This is a genomic window from Streptococcus sp. ELY_86, assembly GCF_058314495.1.
Window position 1 is genome coordinate 14,687 of record NZ_JBZFUK010000002.1, and the last position, 18,991, is coordinate 33,677.

Here is an 18,991-nt window from a genome sequence, read left to right on the forward strand (position 1 = left end):
TTCTGTTTCCTTAATTTTTTAATTATACATCGCGCTTGCTGTCGCTGTCCAATTCAAAGAAAGGGTTGATGTCTTGGACGTATTCCAAAACTCCCTGAAAAATCCCTTGTTCATCACGAACCGCAGCATAGGTAACATAGACAAATTTGCCCAGGCGCTCAGACTGAAACCACATCTCCACCTTATCTTTTTGACCGGAACGCAGGACTTCAAAAACTTTCTTGACCTTGTCCAAAACTTTGGGCGGATGGCAGAGTTCGACATTGCGCCCTATTTGGCTGGGTGTACGTTTAAAAACCATCTCGGCAGCCGGAACACTGTCATTGTAATATTGAAAGATATCATCCTTATTGACAAAAGTAATCTCCAAAGGTAAATGATTCAAAATAAGGTTGGCCTGTTCAACCGACAGATAGCCATTGCCAAAAGGCTGCTGAGCCGCGCGGTCAGCTGCTGTGCTTTCCTTAGGTGTAAAGGTAATAGTGAACTGACCTTCCGGTGTCTCAATGATGCGCTTATTGCCAGATTCTTCCAATGATGGCTCTGCTGAAGATTCCGCCTGCGGCTCTCCGTCATTTTTTCTTTCAGCATCATCAAAGGATACACGCTGAGGGCGCCATTTTTCAGCCGGTTTGAGAATAGCATAGCCGTAAGCATCACTTTCATCAGCAATCTGCAGCCAGTCGTCCTGTGTGAAAGACTCCAGAAGAATCATCAGCAAGATAGCTTCTTCTTTGAAGATCATTTCTTCAAATTCATCAGCAAAAATCTCGAATTGCTCAGAAACCTCCTCAATAGAACCCTCTGGCAGCTTCTCCAGAGCCGTCTTAGCGTTTTTAAAGAGCTGACGAATATTATCATCCACTCCCCACATCACTTTGGGCGGCGCATCGTGCCCATAGCCTTCCATAATAGGAAAGAAGAGTTTTTCCTTGCGGGTATAGTGATTGTCAAACTGCCCCAGTAAAGCAAACTGATGCCTGAGACCTTTTAACATTTCTTTGCGAAAGTCCGTATTTTCAGGTTTGCCGTAATTGGCGATAATCCGGCGAATCCGCATAAGAGCGGCACGCAGAGCCAAATTTTCATCCTTAAACACTTTGACCGGATGCCCCTCCTGCTCACTGTCAGGTACATCAACGCCAGAAACGGCTCCCTTAAAAAGATTGGCATGGACATTGCACAGATCCATTACATCTTCAAAGGTAATACCGGTATCCGCATTCATCAGCTCATGTTCCATCATGGAAATCTCAATGGCAGAAACACCTTTGAAATGCCGATTAAACCGCTCCTGCACAGACTCAGCACTGGCACCGTGGTGGAGTTCCAATAAAATATCTTTTAAGACTTCAATTCTTTCATCAGCCATCATTTGTCTCCAATCACTTCATAGCCGTTAAATTCCAACGTCCGTTTAATTTCAGCAAGGGAAATGCCGGTCATCTTAGAGCCTGCCGCCAGCGTTGTCACCTTGCCAACGGTATTGAGCATGGCAGAATTAGCCAAGGGCTTAAAGCCCAGTTCCACCAGAATAGCCTTGACCTCGGGATGCTCCTTAATGGTCTGTGCAACGGGTTTTGATAAATCTATTGTATTGTTCATGATTATACCTCATAATATGGTGATAACCCTATTATAACGAAAATCAAGCGAGAATTCATATCCAAAATCCGAACCAGCCTGAGTTAATACCCTTACCCCTTTTAAAAAGTTTTATTTTTCTAAAAAACGGCTGACCAAATCAAGCACTGTCTGCCGCTGATTGTTTTCACCGGACAGGCCGTGATCGGCTCCTTTGACCAAATGATAGCTGTCATTTTGATAAACAGCATGATAGCGTTCCGAAGCGACAGAACTGACAACTTGATCAGCATCACCATGCACCAGTAAAGTTGGTCCTTGGTAAACCTGTGCCACCTCATAAATCGGCAGGGTCTGAGCCGTTCTGAAATAATCCCCCCCAACAGTAAAACCATCGATCACAATGCTGTCGGGAATATGATGCGGATCATAGACAACACCCTGGCATTCCCCCTTAAGCGCATCATCTTTAAGAGTTGCAGCGGGTGCAAGCAGGACCAGCTTATCAATAACATCCGGGAAATAGCCTGCCAGCATACTGGCAACCACACCGCCTTGAGAATGCCCGACCAGGTAAATTTCTTTAGCCTTTACAGTATGGCGGGCATAATCAATAATCTTCAGACCATCGAGCAGCTCACTTAAAACAGTCATGTCCTCAAAGCGCCCGCCGCTTCTGCCGCAGCCGTTAAAATCAAAACGAAGAGTGGGCAGACCAGCAGCATTTAACGACTGAACCAAGTCATTGAGCAGCTTTCCTTTTTGATAACCCAGATCTCCTTTGAAGCCGTGCATTAAAATAGCAATTCTATCGTTCTCGATCGTCTGAGTTCCTTCCAATAAGCCAAATAGACTTAAACCATCCCGTTCAATAGTGATTTCCATCGTTAAAGCCTTCTTTCTTTGTTTAATCGTTATCTAAAGCAGCAAATTTTGCCTTCATGGTTGGGTTTTTGCGGGTCAGTTTTTTAACCGAAACGTCGTCCAGTTTATTATTAGCCTTGCTGAGATGGCCTGAGCTGATACGCAGCGCTTCTTTTACCTTTTCCATCTGCTTGATGGATTCATCGATGCGTTTGATGGCCTCTTCAAACTGGGTGCTGGCGTTGGTATAGTGTTTGGCAAAAGCATTTTTAAAGCTTTCCAGATCTTCTTCGAAATGCGTGATGTCAATGTTTTGTTCACGCACCAAAGCCAGCTCCTGCTTGTACTTGAGTGAATTGAGCGCAGCATTTCGCAAAAGCCCGATCAGCTGGATAAAGAACTGCGGCCGAACCACATACATCTTTTCATATTCATGGCTGACATCGACAATGCCTGTATTATAGTAATCATTCTCAGCCTCAAGCATCGTCACTAAGACAGCATACTCACACTTTTTCTCCCGGCGGTCCTTATCAAGCTCCTTAAAGAAATCAGCATTCTTATGCTTGGTTTTGGTCGTATCCGCCTCATTTTTCATCTCAAACATGATAGACAAAAATTCAACACCGTTTTCATCGGCCTCACGAAAAATAAAATCACCCTTAGAACCGCGGCCGGAAACCTCATTATCCTTAGCAAAATAGGCATTAGGAAAAGCATAGCTGCGCACCTTGTTGAATTCTGTTTCAGCATAAATTTCTAAGCTCTCCCCGATAGCCTTGGTTGATTGCTGCGCCTTGAAATCCTTATAAAATTCTACTTGTTCATTGGCCGCCTTAAGCTGACTTTCATAGTCGCTGCGCACTGACGAAAGCTCCAGTTCACTTTCTTTTTCCTGCAGTGTCAGCTGATTTTTAGCCTCATCACGCTCTTTTTCAACAGCTGTCACTGCCTGAGCCAGCTCTGCTTCTTTTTTCAGGGCGGCCTTATCCAGCTGATTCTGCAAATCGGTGACTTCTTTTTCCTTTTCAGAGAGAGCCTTAGCCATTTCAAGGGCATTGACAGAGGATAAGTTCTCAATTTCTGCTTTTAATTCAGCTATCTCAGCGTCTTTCTTACCTAACTCCTGCTGCAGATTGTTTTTCGACTTTTCTTCCAAAAGCTGCGTCTCACGCGCTAAGCGATCATGCAGTTCCTTATCAAATTCGCTGCTGCGCACCTGCGCCAAAAGCTGGCTGTATTCTGTTTCATTGATGGTAAAAACTGTCCCGCAGTGCGGACATTTGATATTATTCATGACTACACCCCTATAAAATTTATAGCTCTATTATAGCAAAAAATAAAACCGGCAGCGATGTCTGACAATTCCTTTAAAAATTGCAGATAGATTCTTGATTATCAGAGGTTGTTGCCAAGGCACTTAAAAATACAAGCATCCCCTGTCTGACAGACAGGGGATAGTCATTAGTTCATACAAAGCTTTCTCAATCCGGTTATGTGATCAAATATTGTCTAAGGCTGAGCCTAAATCCTCAATTAAATCATCAGCATTTTCCAGTCCGATAGAAACACGGATCTGATTGGGTTCGATACCGCAGGCAAGAAGATCTTCCGGGCTCATCTGGCCGTGAGTTGTGGTCGCCGGATGAACCACAAGAGATTTGGCATCAGCGACATTGGCAAGATCCGAAAAGATTTCTAAGCTGTCAATAACCTTGCGAGCAGCTTCTGCTCCTCCAGCAACATTGAAGGTAAAGATGGAGCTGGCACCCTTTGGCAGGTATTTTTGTGCCAGTTCATAATAAGGGCTTGATGGCAGGCTGGCATAGTTAACTTTGGTTACCTTGGGATGCTTTTCCAGATATTCCGCGATTTTCTTGGCATTTTCGACATGGCGTTCAACCCGCAAAGACAGAGTTTCTAGACCCTGTGTCAGCAGAAAAGCGTTAAAAGGGGACAGGCAGGCTCCGGTATCGCGCAGCAACTGTGTGCGAACAGCTGTAATAAAGGCTGCTGCCCCGATATCACGGGTATAGCTGAGATTGTGGTAAGACGGATCTTCATCGACAAACTGCGGGAACTTGCCGGATTTTTCCCAGTCAAATTTGCCCGAGTCCACGATTACACCGCCGATAGACGTGCCGTGACCGCCGATAAACTTGGTTGCCGAGTGCACGGCAATATCTGCACCGTAAGAAAAAACATTGATCAGATAAGGGGTGCCAAAGGTATTGTCAATAACCAAAGGAATATTGTGGCGGTGGGCAATCTCTGCCAATTTTTCAAGATCGGCAACATTGCCTAAAGGATTTCCCAATGTCTCAGCCAGAATAAACTTGGTATTATCCTTGACAGCTGCTTCGATAGCTTCAAAATCAGCCACGTCCACAAAGCTGGTTGTAATCCCATAGCGCGGCAGCGTTTCTTTGAGCAGGTTAAAGGTCCCGCCGTATACTGTGGTTGCTGACACGATGTGGTCTCCGACATGGGCCAAGGCCAAGGCAGTGTAGGTAATGGCTGCCATCCCAGAAGCTGTCGCCAAAGCACCGACACCGCCTTCAAGAGCAGCCATGCGTTCTTCAAAAACGGCAGTCGTTGGATTGGTAATTCGTGTATAGATATTGCCTTCTGTGCGCAGGGCAAAAGAATCCTCAGCATCCTGCGAATCGTTGAAAACATAAGATGTGGTTTGATAAATGGGCAGAGCCCGCGACTTAGTCGTCGGATCAACCGTTTGACCTGCATGCAGCTGCAGGGTTTCAAATGAATAGTCTTTCGTCATAAGCTTTCCTCCAAAAACATAACTAGAGTTATTGTACACCTAAAATCCTTTACTGGCTAATAGTTATCCGTCTAGAAGGGGTATAGCCGAAAACTATACCCCACTGCAGTTGCTGTACAGAACAGAAATATCCTGCACCGATAAAACACCTCTCAAAAACAAAAGCTTGTCGCGCAAGAACGTATTATTTCTTTTCAATGGGTGCAACACTGGCTAAAACCTTTTTCAGGCCGACATCTGGGAACTTAATTTTAAGTTCTTGAGTTTTGCCGCTGCCGGTCACTTCAAGAACTGTACCGTCTCCCCATTTGCGATGGCAGGCAGTATCACCAATCTGCCAATCAATCTCTGCTTTAGCGTCTGAATGTGCGGCAGCGTTTGCCAGAGGCAATTTGGTGTTTGTCGGCTGTGCTGCGGTTTTGCGCGCCTGCAAAGCCTGGGCAAGACTCATGCCTTGACCGAATTTAGCAGGTCTGTCGTCAGTATAACTGGCTTTAAAAGATGTAGCTGCAGGACGCGCTAAGCCTTGATAAGTCAGCAAATCTTCTGAAATTTCCTTAATAAATCGGCTTTCGCGGTTATAATCCGTCCGTCCATAAAGGGTACGGGCATTGGCATTAGTAATGAACAAGAGCTCTTCTGCACGGGTAATGCCAACATAGGCCAAACGGCGCTCTTCTTCTAATTCATCAGCTTCTTCAATGGAGCGAGACAAAGGGAAGACCCCTTCTTCAAGACCGATGATAAAGACAACCGGAAATTCTAAGCCCTTAGCGGCGTGCAGAGTCATCAAAGTCACTTCGGCTGCTTCAGCATCGCCTTCATCCGTATCGGCAATCAAGGCCAAATCATTAAGGAAACGGCTGAGTTTATCAAGACCTGCTTCGTTTTCGGGACTATCTTCAGTATTGTCATCAAAATTTTTAGTGACAGATAAAAATTCCTCAATATTTTCGATCCGAGCCTGACTTTCCAGTGTATTTTGCAGCTGCAGAGCCTCCATATAGCCTGTCTTTTCCAAGACCTCTTCGACCAGCTCGGTTATACTGTACTGATCCAAATCAGCCCGCAGACTAAGCAAGGTATTGGCCAGATCCCAGACAGCCTGAGCAGCCTTCCCCTTGATATTTGAGAGCATGATTTGTTCTGAAGCTTCCAGCAGACTCATGTTTTGAGCAGCCGCAAAAGATCGGATTTTTTCTAAGGTCCCGGGACCGACACCGCGCTTAGGTTCATTGACAATGCGTTCAAAAGAAATATTGTCAGCACCGTTGGCGATGACATTAAGATAAGTAATGACATCACGGATTTCCTTGCGGCTGTAGAACTTGGTTCCTCCGACCATGGTATAGGGAATATTGGATTTGAGCAGGGCTTCTTCAATGGTCCGTGACTGGGCATTGGTACGGTAGAGAACAGCGAAATCTTTAAAATTATGATCCGTCTCTCGCACAATACTGTCAATCGTTGAGGCAACAAAGACAGCTTCATCGCGCTCATCTTCAGCCCGATAATAAACAATCTTCTCACCGTCGGCATTTTGAGTCCAGAGTTTTTTAGGACGGCGGTTGCGATTGTTTTTTATGACTTCATTAGCCGCCTGCAGAATTTTTTTAGTCGAACGGTAATTTTCCTCTAAAAGAACGACCTTGGCTTGTGGATAATCCTTTTCAAAATCCAAGATATTTTGCATATCAGCACCGCGCCAGCCATAGATTGACTGATCCGCATCACCGACCACACAGATGTTTTTAAAGCGGGAAGCCAAAAGCTTAACCAGCTGATACTGGGCATGGTTGGTATCCTGATACTCATCGACATGGATATACTGATAACGCTGCTGGTAGTAAGCCAATACATCAGGATTTTTATCAAAGAGACGCAGCGTCAGCATGATTAAATCATCGAAATCCATAGCTTCACTGCGGCGCAGCTCTTCTTGATAGGCCTTATAGCACTTGGCCACGATTTGCGTGTACATATCGCCGGCTAGATTTTCATACGCTGCTTCATCTATGAGATCATTTTTAGCATTGGAAATGGTTCCCAAAATGGCTCGTTCATTCCATTTCTTAGAATCAAGATTAAGATTCTTGATGATGCGTTTCATAAGGGTGCGCTGCTCACCCGGATCAACAATAGTGAAATTACGATTATAGCCGATATGGTCTGCTTCACGGCGCAGAATCCGCACACACATCGAGTGAAAGGTCGCAATCAAAGTATCACTGGTTGCAGGATTCAAAAGCGCAGCCCGCTCTCTCATCTCACGCGCCGCCTTATTGGTAAAGGTAATAGCCAAGATGTTCCAAGGGTTGACCATTTTCTCATCAATCAAGTAGGCAATGCGGTGAGTTAAAACCCGTGTTTTACCGGAACCTGCTCCTGCCATAATCAAAAGCGGTCCTTCTGTCGTTTTAACAGCCTCTGCCTGTTTTTCATTCATTCCGTTTAATAAAGGATTCATTGCACTTAACCAAGAGCCAGTCTTTTGACTTTTCGCAAATACAGTCTTCTTCAGGATTAGCGAATTCTGCACAAGCAGACAAATCTGACTCTGCTGTTTTATTCCTTTCTTTCCTATAATGATGCCTGTCTATTGTACCATTTTTAAAGCTAAAAAGAAAAGAACTCAGGAAATAATAAAAGAGTTCATCTTCTCACCCCCTGCGTTAGGGGTTAAAATGAACTCTAAATGGGGAGATTGGACTTTTGCCATCCTCTCTTTCTAAAAATTAAAAACATCATTGAGATTCTCAGCCATTGTCGGATGAGTAAAGATTTGATTTTTTAGATAAGTATAGGGAATCTGATTGTCCATGGCCATCTTGATCAGATTAATATTTTCCTGAGAAGTTTCAGCAAAAAGTGTAGCACCGAGAATTTCCTTAGTTTCTGGATTGACCACCACCTTATAGAGACCGCGCAGATTATTATTGACATGAGCACGCGGCATAGCGGCAACAGCTAATTCTTTACTCTGATAAGGCAGGCCTGCAGCCTGAGCCTCTTTTTCAGTCAAACCAACCTGAGACAGGGGCGGCTGAATAAAGATGGTAGCAGGAACATTGCGGCGCTCTTTCAAGCTGTAGCTGCCTTGGCCGGTCAGTTTTCCAAACACAATCCGAAAATCATCAAGCGACGTATAAGTAAACTGAAGACCGCCGTGGACATCCCCTACAGCATAGACATTTTCCACGGTCGTCTCACAAAAATCATCCACCTGCACAGCACCGCGCTCAGTTAATTGGATATCGGTATTTTCAAGTCCTAAGTCCTTGACATTAGGCTTTCGTCCTGTCGCATAAAGAACCGCATCAAATTCATACGTTTGGCCGTTTGACCTTACAAGCACCGCTTCACCTTGGTTGCTTACCTTTTCTACTTGAGCTGAAAGGATAAAATTTACCCCGTCTTCTTCTAAGTAAGATTTCGCCAGCTGTGCCACTGCTTCATCGGCACGGCCGAGAATCATCGGTGAGTTTTCAAAGACCGTCACCTGACTGCCTAAATGAGCATAGAGACTGGCAAACTCTAAACCGATATTGCCGCCGCCAATAATCCCCAAACGCTCAGGCTGACTCTCCAACTGCTGAATGCCTGTGCTGTCATAGACATGGCGGCTTTCTGCCAAGCCTTCAACAGGCAGCTGGTTGGAAACAGCTCCTGTGTTGATGACAATGACTTCAGCACTCAGCTGTTCACGTTCATCGCCGGCAGAGAGTTCTACCACTTTATTAGAAAGAAATTTGGCTTTGGCTGTATAGAGATCTGCACCCGAACCTGTCAGTGCAGCCTGATTTTTTTGCCGAAGACGTGCTGTAACGACATCTTTTAGTGCCATTGCCTGAGTGAAAGACAGATTTTCCTCAGCTGCATGAATCAAGGTCTTTGTCGGAATACAGGCAACGTTGATACAGGTTCCGCCGTACATCAGCGCATCCTTTTCTACCAGAGCGACCTTCTTGCCAAGGCTGCTCATCTTAGCTGCCAAGGTCTTTCCGGCCTTGCCAAAACCAATAACCAATAAGTCATATGTTTTCATATTTGTCTCCCTCTTATTCTAATAATGCCATTCTACCAAGTCACAGAGCTTTTGTCATATATCTGCTACGGAATCAGCAGCAGACAGGCCAAGCAAAGCTGTCTTTTTGATAATCATTCGGCTTTTAACCAAGAAAACAGGAAAGCCGTCTTGACATCATTCGACTTTTATTATATTATAATTTTACTATATTAAAGCCGATTGACGTTTTTCAGGAGAGAAAAGATGGCTGACCATCTTTCACCGAAGGAGTAATACTTTCAGGTGTCTAAAGACAGGACTGATAAACTGACGGACTTCTGGAGAGACCTTTTTAGGCGCCGAAGGGGCAAGGCATATGCTCAATCTCTCAGGCAAAAGGACAGAAGATAAGTAGGTTTTTAGAGTTTTTCTTGGTCTTGCTTATCATGTACTCACAGAAGTTGTTTGCAGACAGCTTCTTTTTTCTGTGAAAAAACGCAATCGCTAAAGGAGATATGTTTTCATGTTGGACTTTTTTAAAGCCCTTGACAATATCGTCTGGGGCGCACCCTTGCTGATTCTCTTGGTAGGTACCGGTATCTATCTCAGTATGCGGTTGGGACTTTTGCAGATTTTAAAACTTCCCAAAGCTTTTAAACTCATCTTTACCGATGACAAAGGTGAAGGGGATATCTCAAGTTTTGCGGCACTGGCAACAGCTCTTGCAGCTACTGTCGGAACAGGGAATATTGTTGGGGTTGCCACAGCTATCAAAGCCGGCGGACCCGGCGCTTTGTTTTGGATGTGGGTTGCTGCCTTCTTTGGTATGGCAACCAAATATTCAGAAGGGCTCTTGGCTATTAAATACCGTTCCAAAGATGCTAACGGTGAAATCTCAGGCGGCCCGATGTACTATATCACTAACGGGATGGGCAAACACTGGAAACCCTTAGCAGTATTCTTTGCTGTTGCCGGCATTCTTGTTGCTTTCCTAGGAATCGGAACCTTCTCGCAGGTAAATTCCATTACCTCTTCTCTTGAAAACAGCTTTCATTTTTCACCAAAAATTGTCAGTATCATCGTCGCTGTTATTGTTGCTGTTATTATCTTTGGCGGTATTCAGTCTATCTCCAAGGTGTCTGAAAAAATCGTTCCTTTCATGGCAGTCATCTATATCATTGCTACTCTGAGTGTCATTTTCGTTAATGCCGATCAGATTATACCGGCCTTTAAGGCCATTTTCACCGGAGCCTTTACCGGAACTGCTGCTGTCGGCGGCTTTACCGGAGCTGTTGTCAAAGAAGCTATCCAAAAAGGGATTGCCCGCGGTGTTTTCTCCAATGAATCAGGACTTGGTTCTGCACCGATTGCCGCTGCTGCTGCCAAGACTGAACAGCCTGTCGAACAAGGTCTTATCTCAATGACAGGAACTTTTATTGATACGCTGATTATCTGTACTTTGACAGGGATTTCTATTCTGGTAACGGGTAAATGGACAGTTGCAGGCTTGGAAGGTGCACCTTTGACTCAGGCTGCGTTTTCAACTGTTTTTGGAACACCGGGAGCCATTGCCCTGACACTTTGTCTGGTCCTCTTTGCCTTTACCACGATTCTTGGCTGGTCTTATTATGGGGAACGCTGTTTTGAATTTCTCTTTGGAACAAAATACATCGCTGTTTATCGCACTATTTTCGTTATCATGGTCAGCCTCGGCGGCTTCCTCAAGCTGGAACTAATCTGGATTATCGCAGATATTGTCAACGGGTTGATGGCTCTTCCGAATTTAATCGCTCTGCTCATGCTTTCACCGATTATTATTAAAGAGACAAAGACATATTTTGCTACTAAAAAATAAAGCGCAAAAACCATTTTTTAAATGGTTTTTGTTTTGCCGTAAACGTGTTATAATAAGGACTATTAACAACTTTCGGGAGAACATTATGGCGACACCGGCAGATAATCTCAAACTGGCACAGCGCGGTCCTGTGCTCAGTATCATTGTTTATTTATTATTAACTGTATTTAAGCTTCTTGCTGGACATTTTCTGCATTCGGCATCCTTAACGGCGGATGGCTTTAACAATGCTTCAGACATTGTCGGAAATGCAACGATTCTCATTGGACTGCACTTAGCCAGCAAACCCGCAGACCGCGACCACAAATTCGGCCACTGGAAAATAGAAGATCTGGCCAGCCTCGTGACCTCTTTTATCATGTTTACCGTAGGTTTTCAAGTGCTTCTTGAAACCATCCATAAATTGCTCCACGATGATCACGTCAGAATCGATCCTCTTGCAGCGTTTGTCGGTCTCATATCGGCCGCTCTTATGCTTTTGGTTTACAGCTATAACATTAGTTTAGCCAAACGGCTGAAATCCGGAGCTCTCAGGGCAGCTGCCAAAGACAATCTCTCTGATGCTCTGACTTCACTTGGAACAACCATCGCTGTCACAGCCAGCAGCTTCAGCCTCCCTATTATTGACAAAATCGCTGCTATTATCATTACCTTTTTGATTTTAAAGACAGCTTACGATATCTTTATGACCAGTGCTTTCAGCCTTTCTGATGGCTTTGATGACAAACAGCTGCAGGAATACGAAAAAGCTATTTTAGAAATCCCCAAAATTTCCGCGGTTAAATCCCAGCGCGGACGTACCTACGGCAGCAATGTTTATTTAGATTTGGTTTTAGAAATGAATCCGGATTTATCTGTTTATGAGAGCCATGATATTACAGAGAGGGTAGAAAACCTTTTGCAGGAACGCTTCAATGTCTATGATATTGACATACATGTTGAGCCTGCCGCCATTCCAGAGGATGAAATCTTTGAAAATGTTTATCATAAGCTTCACAAATATGAAAAAATCATCTTATCCAAGATTCCCGATTATGAAGATCTGCTGGCAGAACATTTTGCCCTGATTGATGAAGATGGCCATATCGTTACCAAAAAGAATTTCCTCCAATCGCGGCAAAGCAGAGCAAGCAATTTCACTTATTTTAAAATGATTACCATCAGCCAGAAAACCAAGCTCATTACCTATGAACTGGATGGCTGCCGTCACAGCAGTCTCTGGCGCAGGCATGAACAATGGCTGCTCATTTATCACCAGATCACACTGATCCTTAAACTAAAAAAATAAGTCCCGCGGGACTTATTTTTTTATGGCCTTGCTTGCGACGTCTTCGCCAAACCATTTCTTAGATATTTCTTGGAATTTGCCCTCTTTGTAAAGTTTCTTGAAGGCTTGGTTAATCTTCTTGACCAAGGTCTTGTCTGACTTACGCACGCCGACTGAAAAATCTTCGCTGGCATATTTGCCTTTGATGATGTTATAATTTTCCAGCTCTTCTTCCTGCTTAAGATAGTAATTGGCATAGACACGGTCAATCAGGAGGCCGTCGATGCGGTCATTTTTCAAATCAATAAAGGCCTGTGTGAAGGTTTCATACTGAGTAGCATCATTATCCTTGACAATATCCTTTAAAACCTTTGGATTAGCCGTGAAGGCATCATAGCCTGATGATCCGGACTGCGCTCCCAGAGCCTTTCCTTTCATGTCAGAAAAGCTGGCAATGCCGGAGGATTTCTTAGCAACCAGAACCTGATCATTTTTCATGTAGGGTTCTGTAAAGCTGACCTTACGGGCACGTTCCTTTGTTTTTGAATAACCGTTCCAAATCAAATCAATCTTCCCGTTTTTTAACTCAGTTTCTTTCAAATCCCAGTTGATAGGCTGCCATTTAACCTTGATACCGTATTTGGCAAAGACGGCATTGGCTAAGTCAATGTCAAAACCAACGTTCTTTCCGTTTTTATCCTTGAATCCCATAGGAACAAAGGTGTTGTCAAAACCGATGGTGATGGTTTGCTTTGATTCAAATTTTTTCCAGTTATCCTTAGCATTGCTGTCTTTTTTGCCGCAGGCAGCCAAAGTGACTGCCAAAAAGACGGCAAAAAATCCCAAAATTATTTTCTTAAACGTCATTTTACTACCTAAACCTTCTTTTTATTTTGGATTGATTTTAATAATCCCATCAGAGATAGTTTGCGCAAACTGCATATCATGCGTGACAACAATCTGCGTAATTCCCATTTCCTGATTTTGCAAAATCAGCTTTTCCACTTCCTGACGCAGCTCCGGATCAAGGGCACTGGTCGGCTCATCGTAACCGATAATTTTAGGATTAACCATCATGGCACGCGCTAAAGCCACCCGCTGCTTTTGTCCGCCCGACAGAGAATAAGGATAAGCATTCTCATGCTCTTGCAGTCCTAAGCGTTTCAAAAGCTCTCTGGCTTTTTGTTTAGCCTCGTCTTTTGACATGTTCATCGTTTTAGTTGGTGACAAAATCAAATTATCTAAAACCGTCAGATGCGGAAACAGCTGAAAATCCTGAAAAACAAAGCCCAGCAAATTGCGATTTTCTAAATGATTGATGGGAACTTCCTCGTCATTATAGATAACCTGACCGGAGTCAATTTTTTCAAGCCCTGCCAGCATCCGAAGAAGGGTGGTCTTGCCGCCGCCGGACGGTCCCACTAACGACAGAATCTTGCCTTCAGGAATGCTTAAATTAAACTGATCGAAAATCACTTTCTGACCAAATCGTTTGGATATATTTTTTAATTCTAACATGATTCACCCTTACTTGTAATAGCTAAATTTCTTCTCAACATACTTAGACAAGATCGTGACGATACCAATCAAAATCAAATAAATACCGCCGGCAATAAACATCGGTGCTAAGGTTGCATCGCGGTTGGCTGCTGTTTTGCTGGCCAAAAGCAGATCTCCCACTCCCAGAACATAAACCAGCGAGGAATCCTTAACCAAGTTAATAATCTCATTAAAAACACTGGGCAGAACAATCTTAACCACTTGCGGCAGGATAATATAACGGATTGTCTGCAGCTGACTCAGTTTTAACACCTTTGCCGCTTCATACTGCCCCTTAGGAATAGCTTCAATACCGCCGCGGAAGATTTCCGCAAAATAAGCAGCGTAATTCAGGGTAAAAGCCAAAATTGCTGCCGGCATCCGGTCAAAAGTGACCCCTGCACTCGGCAGTACATAATAAACAAAAATCAGCTGCAGCAGAAGCGGTGTTCCACGCATGACCCAGACATACAGATTGAGCAGCCAGCGTAAGGGCTTGAACCTAATCTGCATCAGAAAAGCCAAAACAGCTCCTAAAGGAATAGACAGGACAATGACAATAAAAAAAACCTGTAATGTAATAAGCGCCCCATCTAAAAGACTGGGTAAAACTTCCGATATATAAGACATAACCGCTCCTGTAAAGATAATCATTTCTTATTATACCAAATTTTCTGAAAGTTTGATAGGCAGATTTGAATCTTTAACCGTATTTTATCATCCAAATCATTGAAGAGGATAATCCATTTTAAAAACTAAATAAGAGCAGGATTCTTTTTCGATAGCTTTTACCGAAAAATTCCCCCTGCTCTTTTCAGCTTCCCTCAAAAAAACATTTGCTGTGGCCTACAGCTTTTTAACGAATTCCGATTTTAATTTCATGGCGCCAAAACCTTCTATCTTACAGTCAATATTGTGATCCCCTTCAACAATACGGATATTTTTGACACGCGTCCCTTGTTTCAGGTCCTTTGGTGCCCCTTTAACTTTAAGATCTTTAATCAGGCTGACAGTATCACCGTCTGCCAGTTTATTGCCATTGGCATCAAGAACGACAAGGCCTTCATCAGCATCTGCTTCTGCCGGATTCCATTCATAAGCACATTCCGGGCAGACTAAAAGAAGACCATCCTCATAAACATATTCTGACTGGCACTTTGGACAATTTGGTAAAGACATATAAACTCCTTAGTTGTTTTATTACTATCTAAGTTTACCTGAGTTTTTACCGCTTGGCAAGCCCTAAATTCCTCATTTCCGAATAAGCCGGCAGGCTGTTAAAAAAGCAGCTAACGTTTTGAATCTAGCTGCTTTTTATTTTTATGCTAAAGATTGAATACTGGCTGCCACTTCTTTTACCAAGATGGTATCTGTTAATCCTGTTACTTCTTTAATAACCTCTTCCAGCGGTTTTTCCTGCAAGAGTTTTTGCAGCTGAACGCTTTGTTCATCTGTTTCGTCCTTATATTGGAAGACATAGGCAACAGTTTGCAAAAGATTGTCATAGGACAGCTGACGTTCCTTTAGTTCACGGATAGGACGGATAAACCGTTCATCATAACCTAATTTTCGAATCGGTGTGCGAGCCACACGGGTGACATTATCAACAATATAAGGATTTTCAAAACGACTGATGATGATATCGTGATAAGCTTTTAAATCCTCTTCCTTGAAATTCCATTTAGCTATCAAGAGCTGCCGAATTTCTCCCAGAACAGCCTTGACCTGCTCTTTGACCTGCTGATTTTGAAGGGCTTCTAAGACTGTTTTAGCGCCAAAATAAGCACCGGTATAGGCTGTTGTCGCATGACCCGTATTAACCGAGAACAGTTTTCTTTCGATAAACGGTTCCAGGTTTTCCTCATAGTGAACCTCTGAGAGTTTCAGATCAGGATTCTTCATGGCTGCTGTTTCGACAACCCATTCAGAGAAAGGCTCAACCACGACAAAGAGAGAATCTTCGTGGGTCTGAGCAGGAACGATGCGATCCACCGCTGCATTTGGAAAACCGATATAGTTTTCAGCAAAAGCAAGGCCCTCAGTGCTCAGGTATTTTTGCACTTCTTCCCAAAGAAAAGCGGAGCCTCCGATCATATTCTCACAGGCAATAACATCAAGGGGCTGCCGGTTATTATTTTCACGGCGTGTTTCAATCCCTTTGGCAATCAATTCTGCAATCAAAGGCAAAATATTAGGACCGATAGCAGTCGTTACCAAATCAGCCTGCGCTACCGCTTCTACAACGTCCTGAGGGTTATCCTTATTATTAATTCCCGAAACATTTGACACAGCAATATGGCGTTTGCCGTCTTCGGCAATTTCAATCTCATAAGCGTGCCGTTCATTGAGAGCGTCAATAATCTTCTCATTGACATCAACAAAATCAATAGCAAAGCCATTTTCAAATAAAATTTGCCCGATAAAGCCGCGTCCAATATTTCCGGCACCAAAATGTACTGCTTTTTTCATGGTTTCTCCTTTATTTAAGATACAAAGGCGTCAGCGACACAAAGCAAAATAAGCGGTAAGTCAGAAATCTGAGATTTCGTTGACGCACCCTCGTCAGGACGACTAGAACTCTCAATGCCTGTAAGGCGCAGAGAGTTCAGACGTCTACGACGAATTTAAACCCAAGCGTCGCAAAAACTCTAAGCGAAGCTGTTTTTTTGCTCAGTGTTGCAGCCCGTATTTAGTTCACATTGCTCAACAGTTTGATAACGTCATCTTCTGTCTGTGCATCAGCTAATTTGACAACATTGTCGACATCTGCACAAAAGATAGAGATGTTCTGAATGATTTGCAGGTGCTCATCACCGATTCCTGCAATACCAAACAGCACTGTAGCAACCTGAGGATCTTCTTCTGTTCCGAAATTCACGCCGTCAGGTACCTGAACAACCGTGATACCGGATTTCAGAACGTTTTTCTTAGCATCATCGGTTCCGTGCGGAATAGCAATAAAGTTGCCCATGTAAACAGACAATTCTTTATCGCGCTGTATCATAGCATCAACATAAGCAGGCTCTACATAACCACCGTCAAGCAGGAGCTGACCGCAAAAACGGATGGCTTCTTCCTTATCTGCAAAATGCTGATTCAGTTTGATTAAGTCTTTTTGAAATTCCATCTTAGGTCTCCAATTTCTTTATTTTTTCTGTAAATATTTGATTCAACAACTGATAAATAATATCTTTATTACCTGTCTTATAGATTTCTGTGTAGAGGTGATTTTCAATAATGGACTGACTGATTGCTGTCATTAAATCTCTGATTTCACTCGATTCGTCCATCTTAGTCAGCATGACCAAAATTCTGTTGACCGTCTCTTCCTGATAATTCATGGAAAGTGCTTTGACAGGCCTTTTTAAGTCATAAATTTTAAAACACGACCTCTTTACTTTGCTGGACTGCGTATGCAAAAGGGCCAAATTTGTTTCCGGAATTGCTAAGGGACTGACTGCAAAACGTCTCAGCAGTTTATCAGACAGATAACTTTTGTCTGATACCATATCCAAAGTATCAATAATCTTAGGAACACTGGTTTCAAATTGATCCGGATTGTCAATTTTTTGATAGGAAAATTCCTGCAAAAGCTGCTGAGCAGCTGCAAAATATGTTTGCAAATCATAACCGGCTGACCTTTGAGGTTCATCGCGGATAATAATCTTTTGATGGGCCTGCGTATCCTGCAGATACTCCTGAAGCTGCAGGATTTCTTTAGCATCCGGGTAAATAGGGATATGCTTAACATCTTTATCCGGCAAAGGTTTGGTAGATAAGACACAGTTATAATAATCCTGATCTGCTGTTTCATATTGATTCAGAGCCTTAACATCAACTTTATCAACAAAAGGAGCTATTGTCTTAATGCGGGTAATCAAAAGTTCTCTCGCCAAAGGCCTCTCATCTGTCAAAAGCAAAATCTTAATCGGATAGATATCCGGACTTCGTCTCAGGCTAGAAGCAAAATGCAGTGTGATCAGCTCGTATTCAGACTCTTTTTGCAGGTATTTGGGAAAGATATCCTGAACCAAAAGACTGACAACCCGATGAAGGTAGTCATTGCCGGCTGCCGCATCATGAGCGATGCTGACTTTGGATTTATCTTCAAAAATCTGAGGGACTGCCAAATTCAGACGAATATGGTTAAACAGAAAATGAAACAGTGTCTTATCCTTTGCAAAATTGATTTTGGTATAAAGCGACACCTTATCAATGAGATTGGAAATATTATAGTAAAAGGCACTGTCAAACTTTTCATGAAAGAGAGGCGTTTCCTGTCTTTTGATAACCAATTCATCCAGTACGCTCGCATAGTAAAGAATTTCCTGAATATTGTAAAACTGATTGGTTTGCTGTGAAAATTCTGTGTAGATTTTCTGTGAAAAATCAAGTGCAGCTTTGCTGATGTTTGGTCCGACCGGCTCACCGTCCTGCCAGCCCGACAGGGCTAAGAGAATGGTAAAAAATTCATTCATCTTAGCATCTAAATCAGGCAGGTCAGTCTGTGAGGCCTGAAAAATCTGCTTGGCAATGGCAAGCTTAGTACTGTCAATATCTGTAAAACGTCCGTATTTCCCGGCCCAAAAATCAGAAACAGAAATATTATTTGTTAAGAGAACAGCCAGCAAACGCCGCAGAGCGTTCCTGTCGCCTAGCAGCTGATAGCCTTTTTTACGCTCTAAGTGTACATCAAAATCGGCTAAACGTTTTTCTATTTCTGCGATATCCTGGATGATGGTCACATTTGATACCTTAAAATCAGCCTGCAGCTGCTCGTTGGTAATTCTGTCAGCAGCCAGTAAGAGCTTATAAGTAATCAAATTCAGCCGCTCATACTGCTCGTAAGTATCCAAATAATGAAAATCCGCTAAATTTTCTAATTCTCCCACTAAAAAATAATACTGATCTTCTTTGATGATACTGATGTTAATGGCATTAAGACTTTTTGTTAAATCAGAAATAACCCGATACACGGTCCGCTGCGATACCTTCAGCAAATCTGCCAGCTGCTTGATTGAAAGCTTTCCATAATCTTGGAAAGCTTTCAGCAGTTGTTCTTCTCTTTTTGTTAGTAGCATAAACTTATTATAC

The 18,991-nt window shown here is 43.2% G+C and carries 16 protein-coding genes and 2 riboswitches; of the genes, 2 read left to right on the forward strand and 14 right to left on the reverse strand.

The features are described 5' to 3' along the window. Positions 1 to 22: 22 nt before the first annotated feature. From AC4HAN_RS03100 to AC4HAN_RS03130, 7 genes are all read right to left on the reverse strand, one after another. Positions 23 to 1,372, reverse strand: coding sequence for a DUF438 domain-containing protein (locus AC4HAN_RS03100; protein ID WP_491091576.1), 1,350 nt, complete (start codon positions 1,370 to 1,372; stop codon positions 23 to 25). Next, complete coding sequence (locus AC4HAN_RS03105) at positions 1,372 to 1,605, reverse strand: DUF1858 domain-containing protein (protein WP_491091142.1); 234 nt, start codon at positions 1,603 to 1,605, stop codon at positions 1,372 to 1,374. Before AC4HAN_RS03105 ends, AC4HAN_RS03100 begins: the two co-directional genes overlap by 1 nt. A gap of 111 nt (positions 1,606 to 1,716) precedes the next feature. Beyond that, the gene (locus AC4HAN_RS03110; protein WP_491091143.1) at positions 1,717 to 2,469 is read right to left on the reverse strand and encodes an alpha/beta hydrolase; all 753 of its coding nucleotides are present in this window, start codon (positions 2,467 to 2,469) and stop codon (positions 1,717 to 1,719) included. A 22-nt stretch (positions 2,470 to 2,491) separates the two neighbouring features. After that, a complete protein-coding gene (locus AC4HAN_RS03115; protein ID WP_491091144.1) occupies positions 2,492 to 3,745 on the reverse strand; it encodes a DUF2130 domain-containing protein in 1,254 nt (417 codons plus the stop codon). Positions 3,746 to 3,949: 204 nt separating this feature from the next. Continuing rightward, positions 3,950 to 5,230, reverse strand: a complete 1,281-nt coding sequence (locus tag AC4HAN_RS03120) for an O-acetylhomoserine aminocarboxypropyltransferase/cysteine synthase family protein (protein WP_491091145.1) — start codon at positions 5,228 to 5,230, stop codon at positions 3,950 to 3,952. A gap of 184 nt (positions 5,231 to 5,414) precedes the next feature. Next, positions 5,415 to 7,697: a DNA helicase PcrA gene (gene pcrA / locus AC4HAN_RS03125; RefSeq protein ID WP_491091146.1), complete on the reverse strand. Its 2,283-nt coding sequence runs from the start codon at positions 7,695 to 7,697 to the stop codon at positions 5,415 to 5,417. Positions 7,698 to 7,958: 261 nt separating this feature from the next. Further along, entirely contained in the window at positions 7,959 to 9,275 is a 1,317-nt protein-coding gene (locus AC4HAN_RS03130; protein ID WP_491091147.1) for an FAD-containing oxidoreductase, read from the reverse strand. A 202-nt stretch (positions 9,276 to 9,477) separates the two neighbouring features. Further along, positions 9,478 to 9,564: riboswitch (glycine riboswitch) on the forward strand. Next, positions 9,565 to 9,650: riboswitch (glycine riboswitch) on the forward strand. A 109-nt stretch (positions 9,651 to 9,759) separates the two neighbouring features. Between AC4HAN_RS03130 and AC4HAN_RS03135 the strand changes: the two genes are divergently transcribed. Together AC4HAN_RS03135 and AC4HAN_RS03140 are read left to right on the forward strand one after the other, a co-directional pair. Next, a complete protein-coding gene (locus tag AC4HAN_RS03135; RefSeq protein ID WP_491091148.1) occupies positions 9,760 to 11,091 on the forward strand; it encodes an alanine/glycine:cation symporter family protein in 1,332 nt (443 codons plus the stop codon). A gap of 85 nt (positions 11,092 to 11,176) precedes the next feature. Continuing rightward, on the forward strand, positions 11,177 to 12,379 hold the full coding sequence (locus tag AC4HAN_RS03140; protein ID WP_491091149.1) for a cation diffusion facilitator family transporter: 1,203 nt from the start codon (positions 11,177 to 11,179) through the stop codon (positions 12,377 to 12,379). 12 nt (positions 12,380 to 12,391) lie between these two features. On the opposite strand, the gene AC4HAN_RS03145 is transcribed toward AC4HAN_RS03140, so the two are convergent. The 7 genes from AC4HAN_RS03145 to AC4HAN_RS03175 form a co-directional block, all read right to left on the reverse strand. Next, positions 12,392 to 13,225: an amino acid ABC transporter substrate-binding protein gene (locus AC4HAN_RS03145; protein WP_491091150.1), complete on the reverse strand. Its 834-nt coding sequence runs from the start codon at positions 13,223 to 13,225 to the stop codon at positions 12,392 to 12,394. Between the two features lie 21 nt (positions 13,226 to 13,246). Next, positions 13,247 to 13,876 (reverse strand): amino acid ABC transporter ATP-binding protein, encoded by a 630-nt coding sequence (locus AC4HAN_RS03150; protein ID WP_491091151.1) that lies wholly within the window; start codon positions 13,874 to 13,876, stop codon positions 13,247 to 13,249. A 9-nt stretch (positions 13,877 to 13,885) separates the two neighbouring features. After that, positions 13,886 to 14,527 carry an amino acid ABC transporter permease gene (locus AC4HAN_RS03155; RefSeq protein ID WP_491091152.1) on the reverse strand — a complete coding sequence of 214 codons (642 nt, stop codon included), beginning with the start codon at positions 14,525 to 14,527 and terminating at the stop codon, positions 13,886 to 13,888. A 216-nt stretch (positions 14,528 to 14,743) separates the two neighbouring features. Beyond that, positions 14,744 to 15,076 (reverse strand): zinc ribbon domain-containing protein YjdM, encoded by a 333-nt coding sequence (locus AC4HAN_RS03160; RefSeq protein WP_491091153.1) that lies wholly within the window; start codon positions 15,074 to 15,076, stop codon positions 14,744 to 14,746. Between the two features lie 141 nt (positions 15,077 to 15,217). Then, positions 15,218 to 16,366, reverse strand: coding sequence for a mannitol-1-phosphate 5-dehydrogenase (locus tag AC4HAN_RS03165; protein ID WP_491091154.1), 1,149 nt, complete (start codon positions 16,364 to 16,366; stop codon positions 15,218 to 15,220). A 220-nt stretch (positions 16,367 to 16,586) separates the two neighbouring features. Beyond that, complete coding sequence (locus AC4HAN_RS03170; protein WP_491091155.1) at positions 16,587 to 17,024, reverse strand: PTS mannitol transporter subunit IIA; 438 nt, start codon at positions 17,022 to 17,024, stop codon at positions 16,587 to 16,589. A gap of 1 nt (position 17,025) precedes the next feature. After that, positions 17,026 to 18,978, reverse strand: coding sequence for a BglG family transcription antiterminator (locus tag AC4HAN_RS03175; protein ID WP_491091156.1), 1,953 nt, complete (start codon positions 18,976 to 18,978; stop codon positions 17,026 to 17,028). Positions 18,979 to 18,991: the final 13 nt, after the last annotated feature.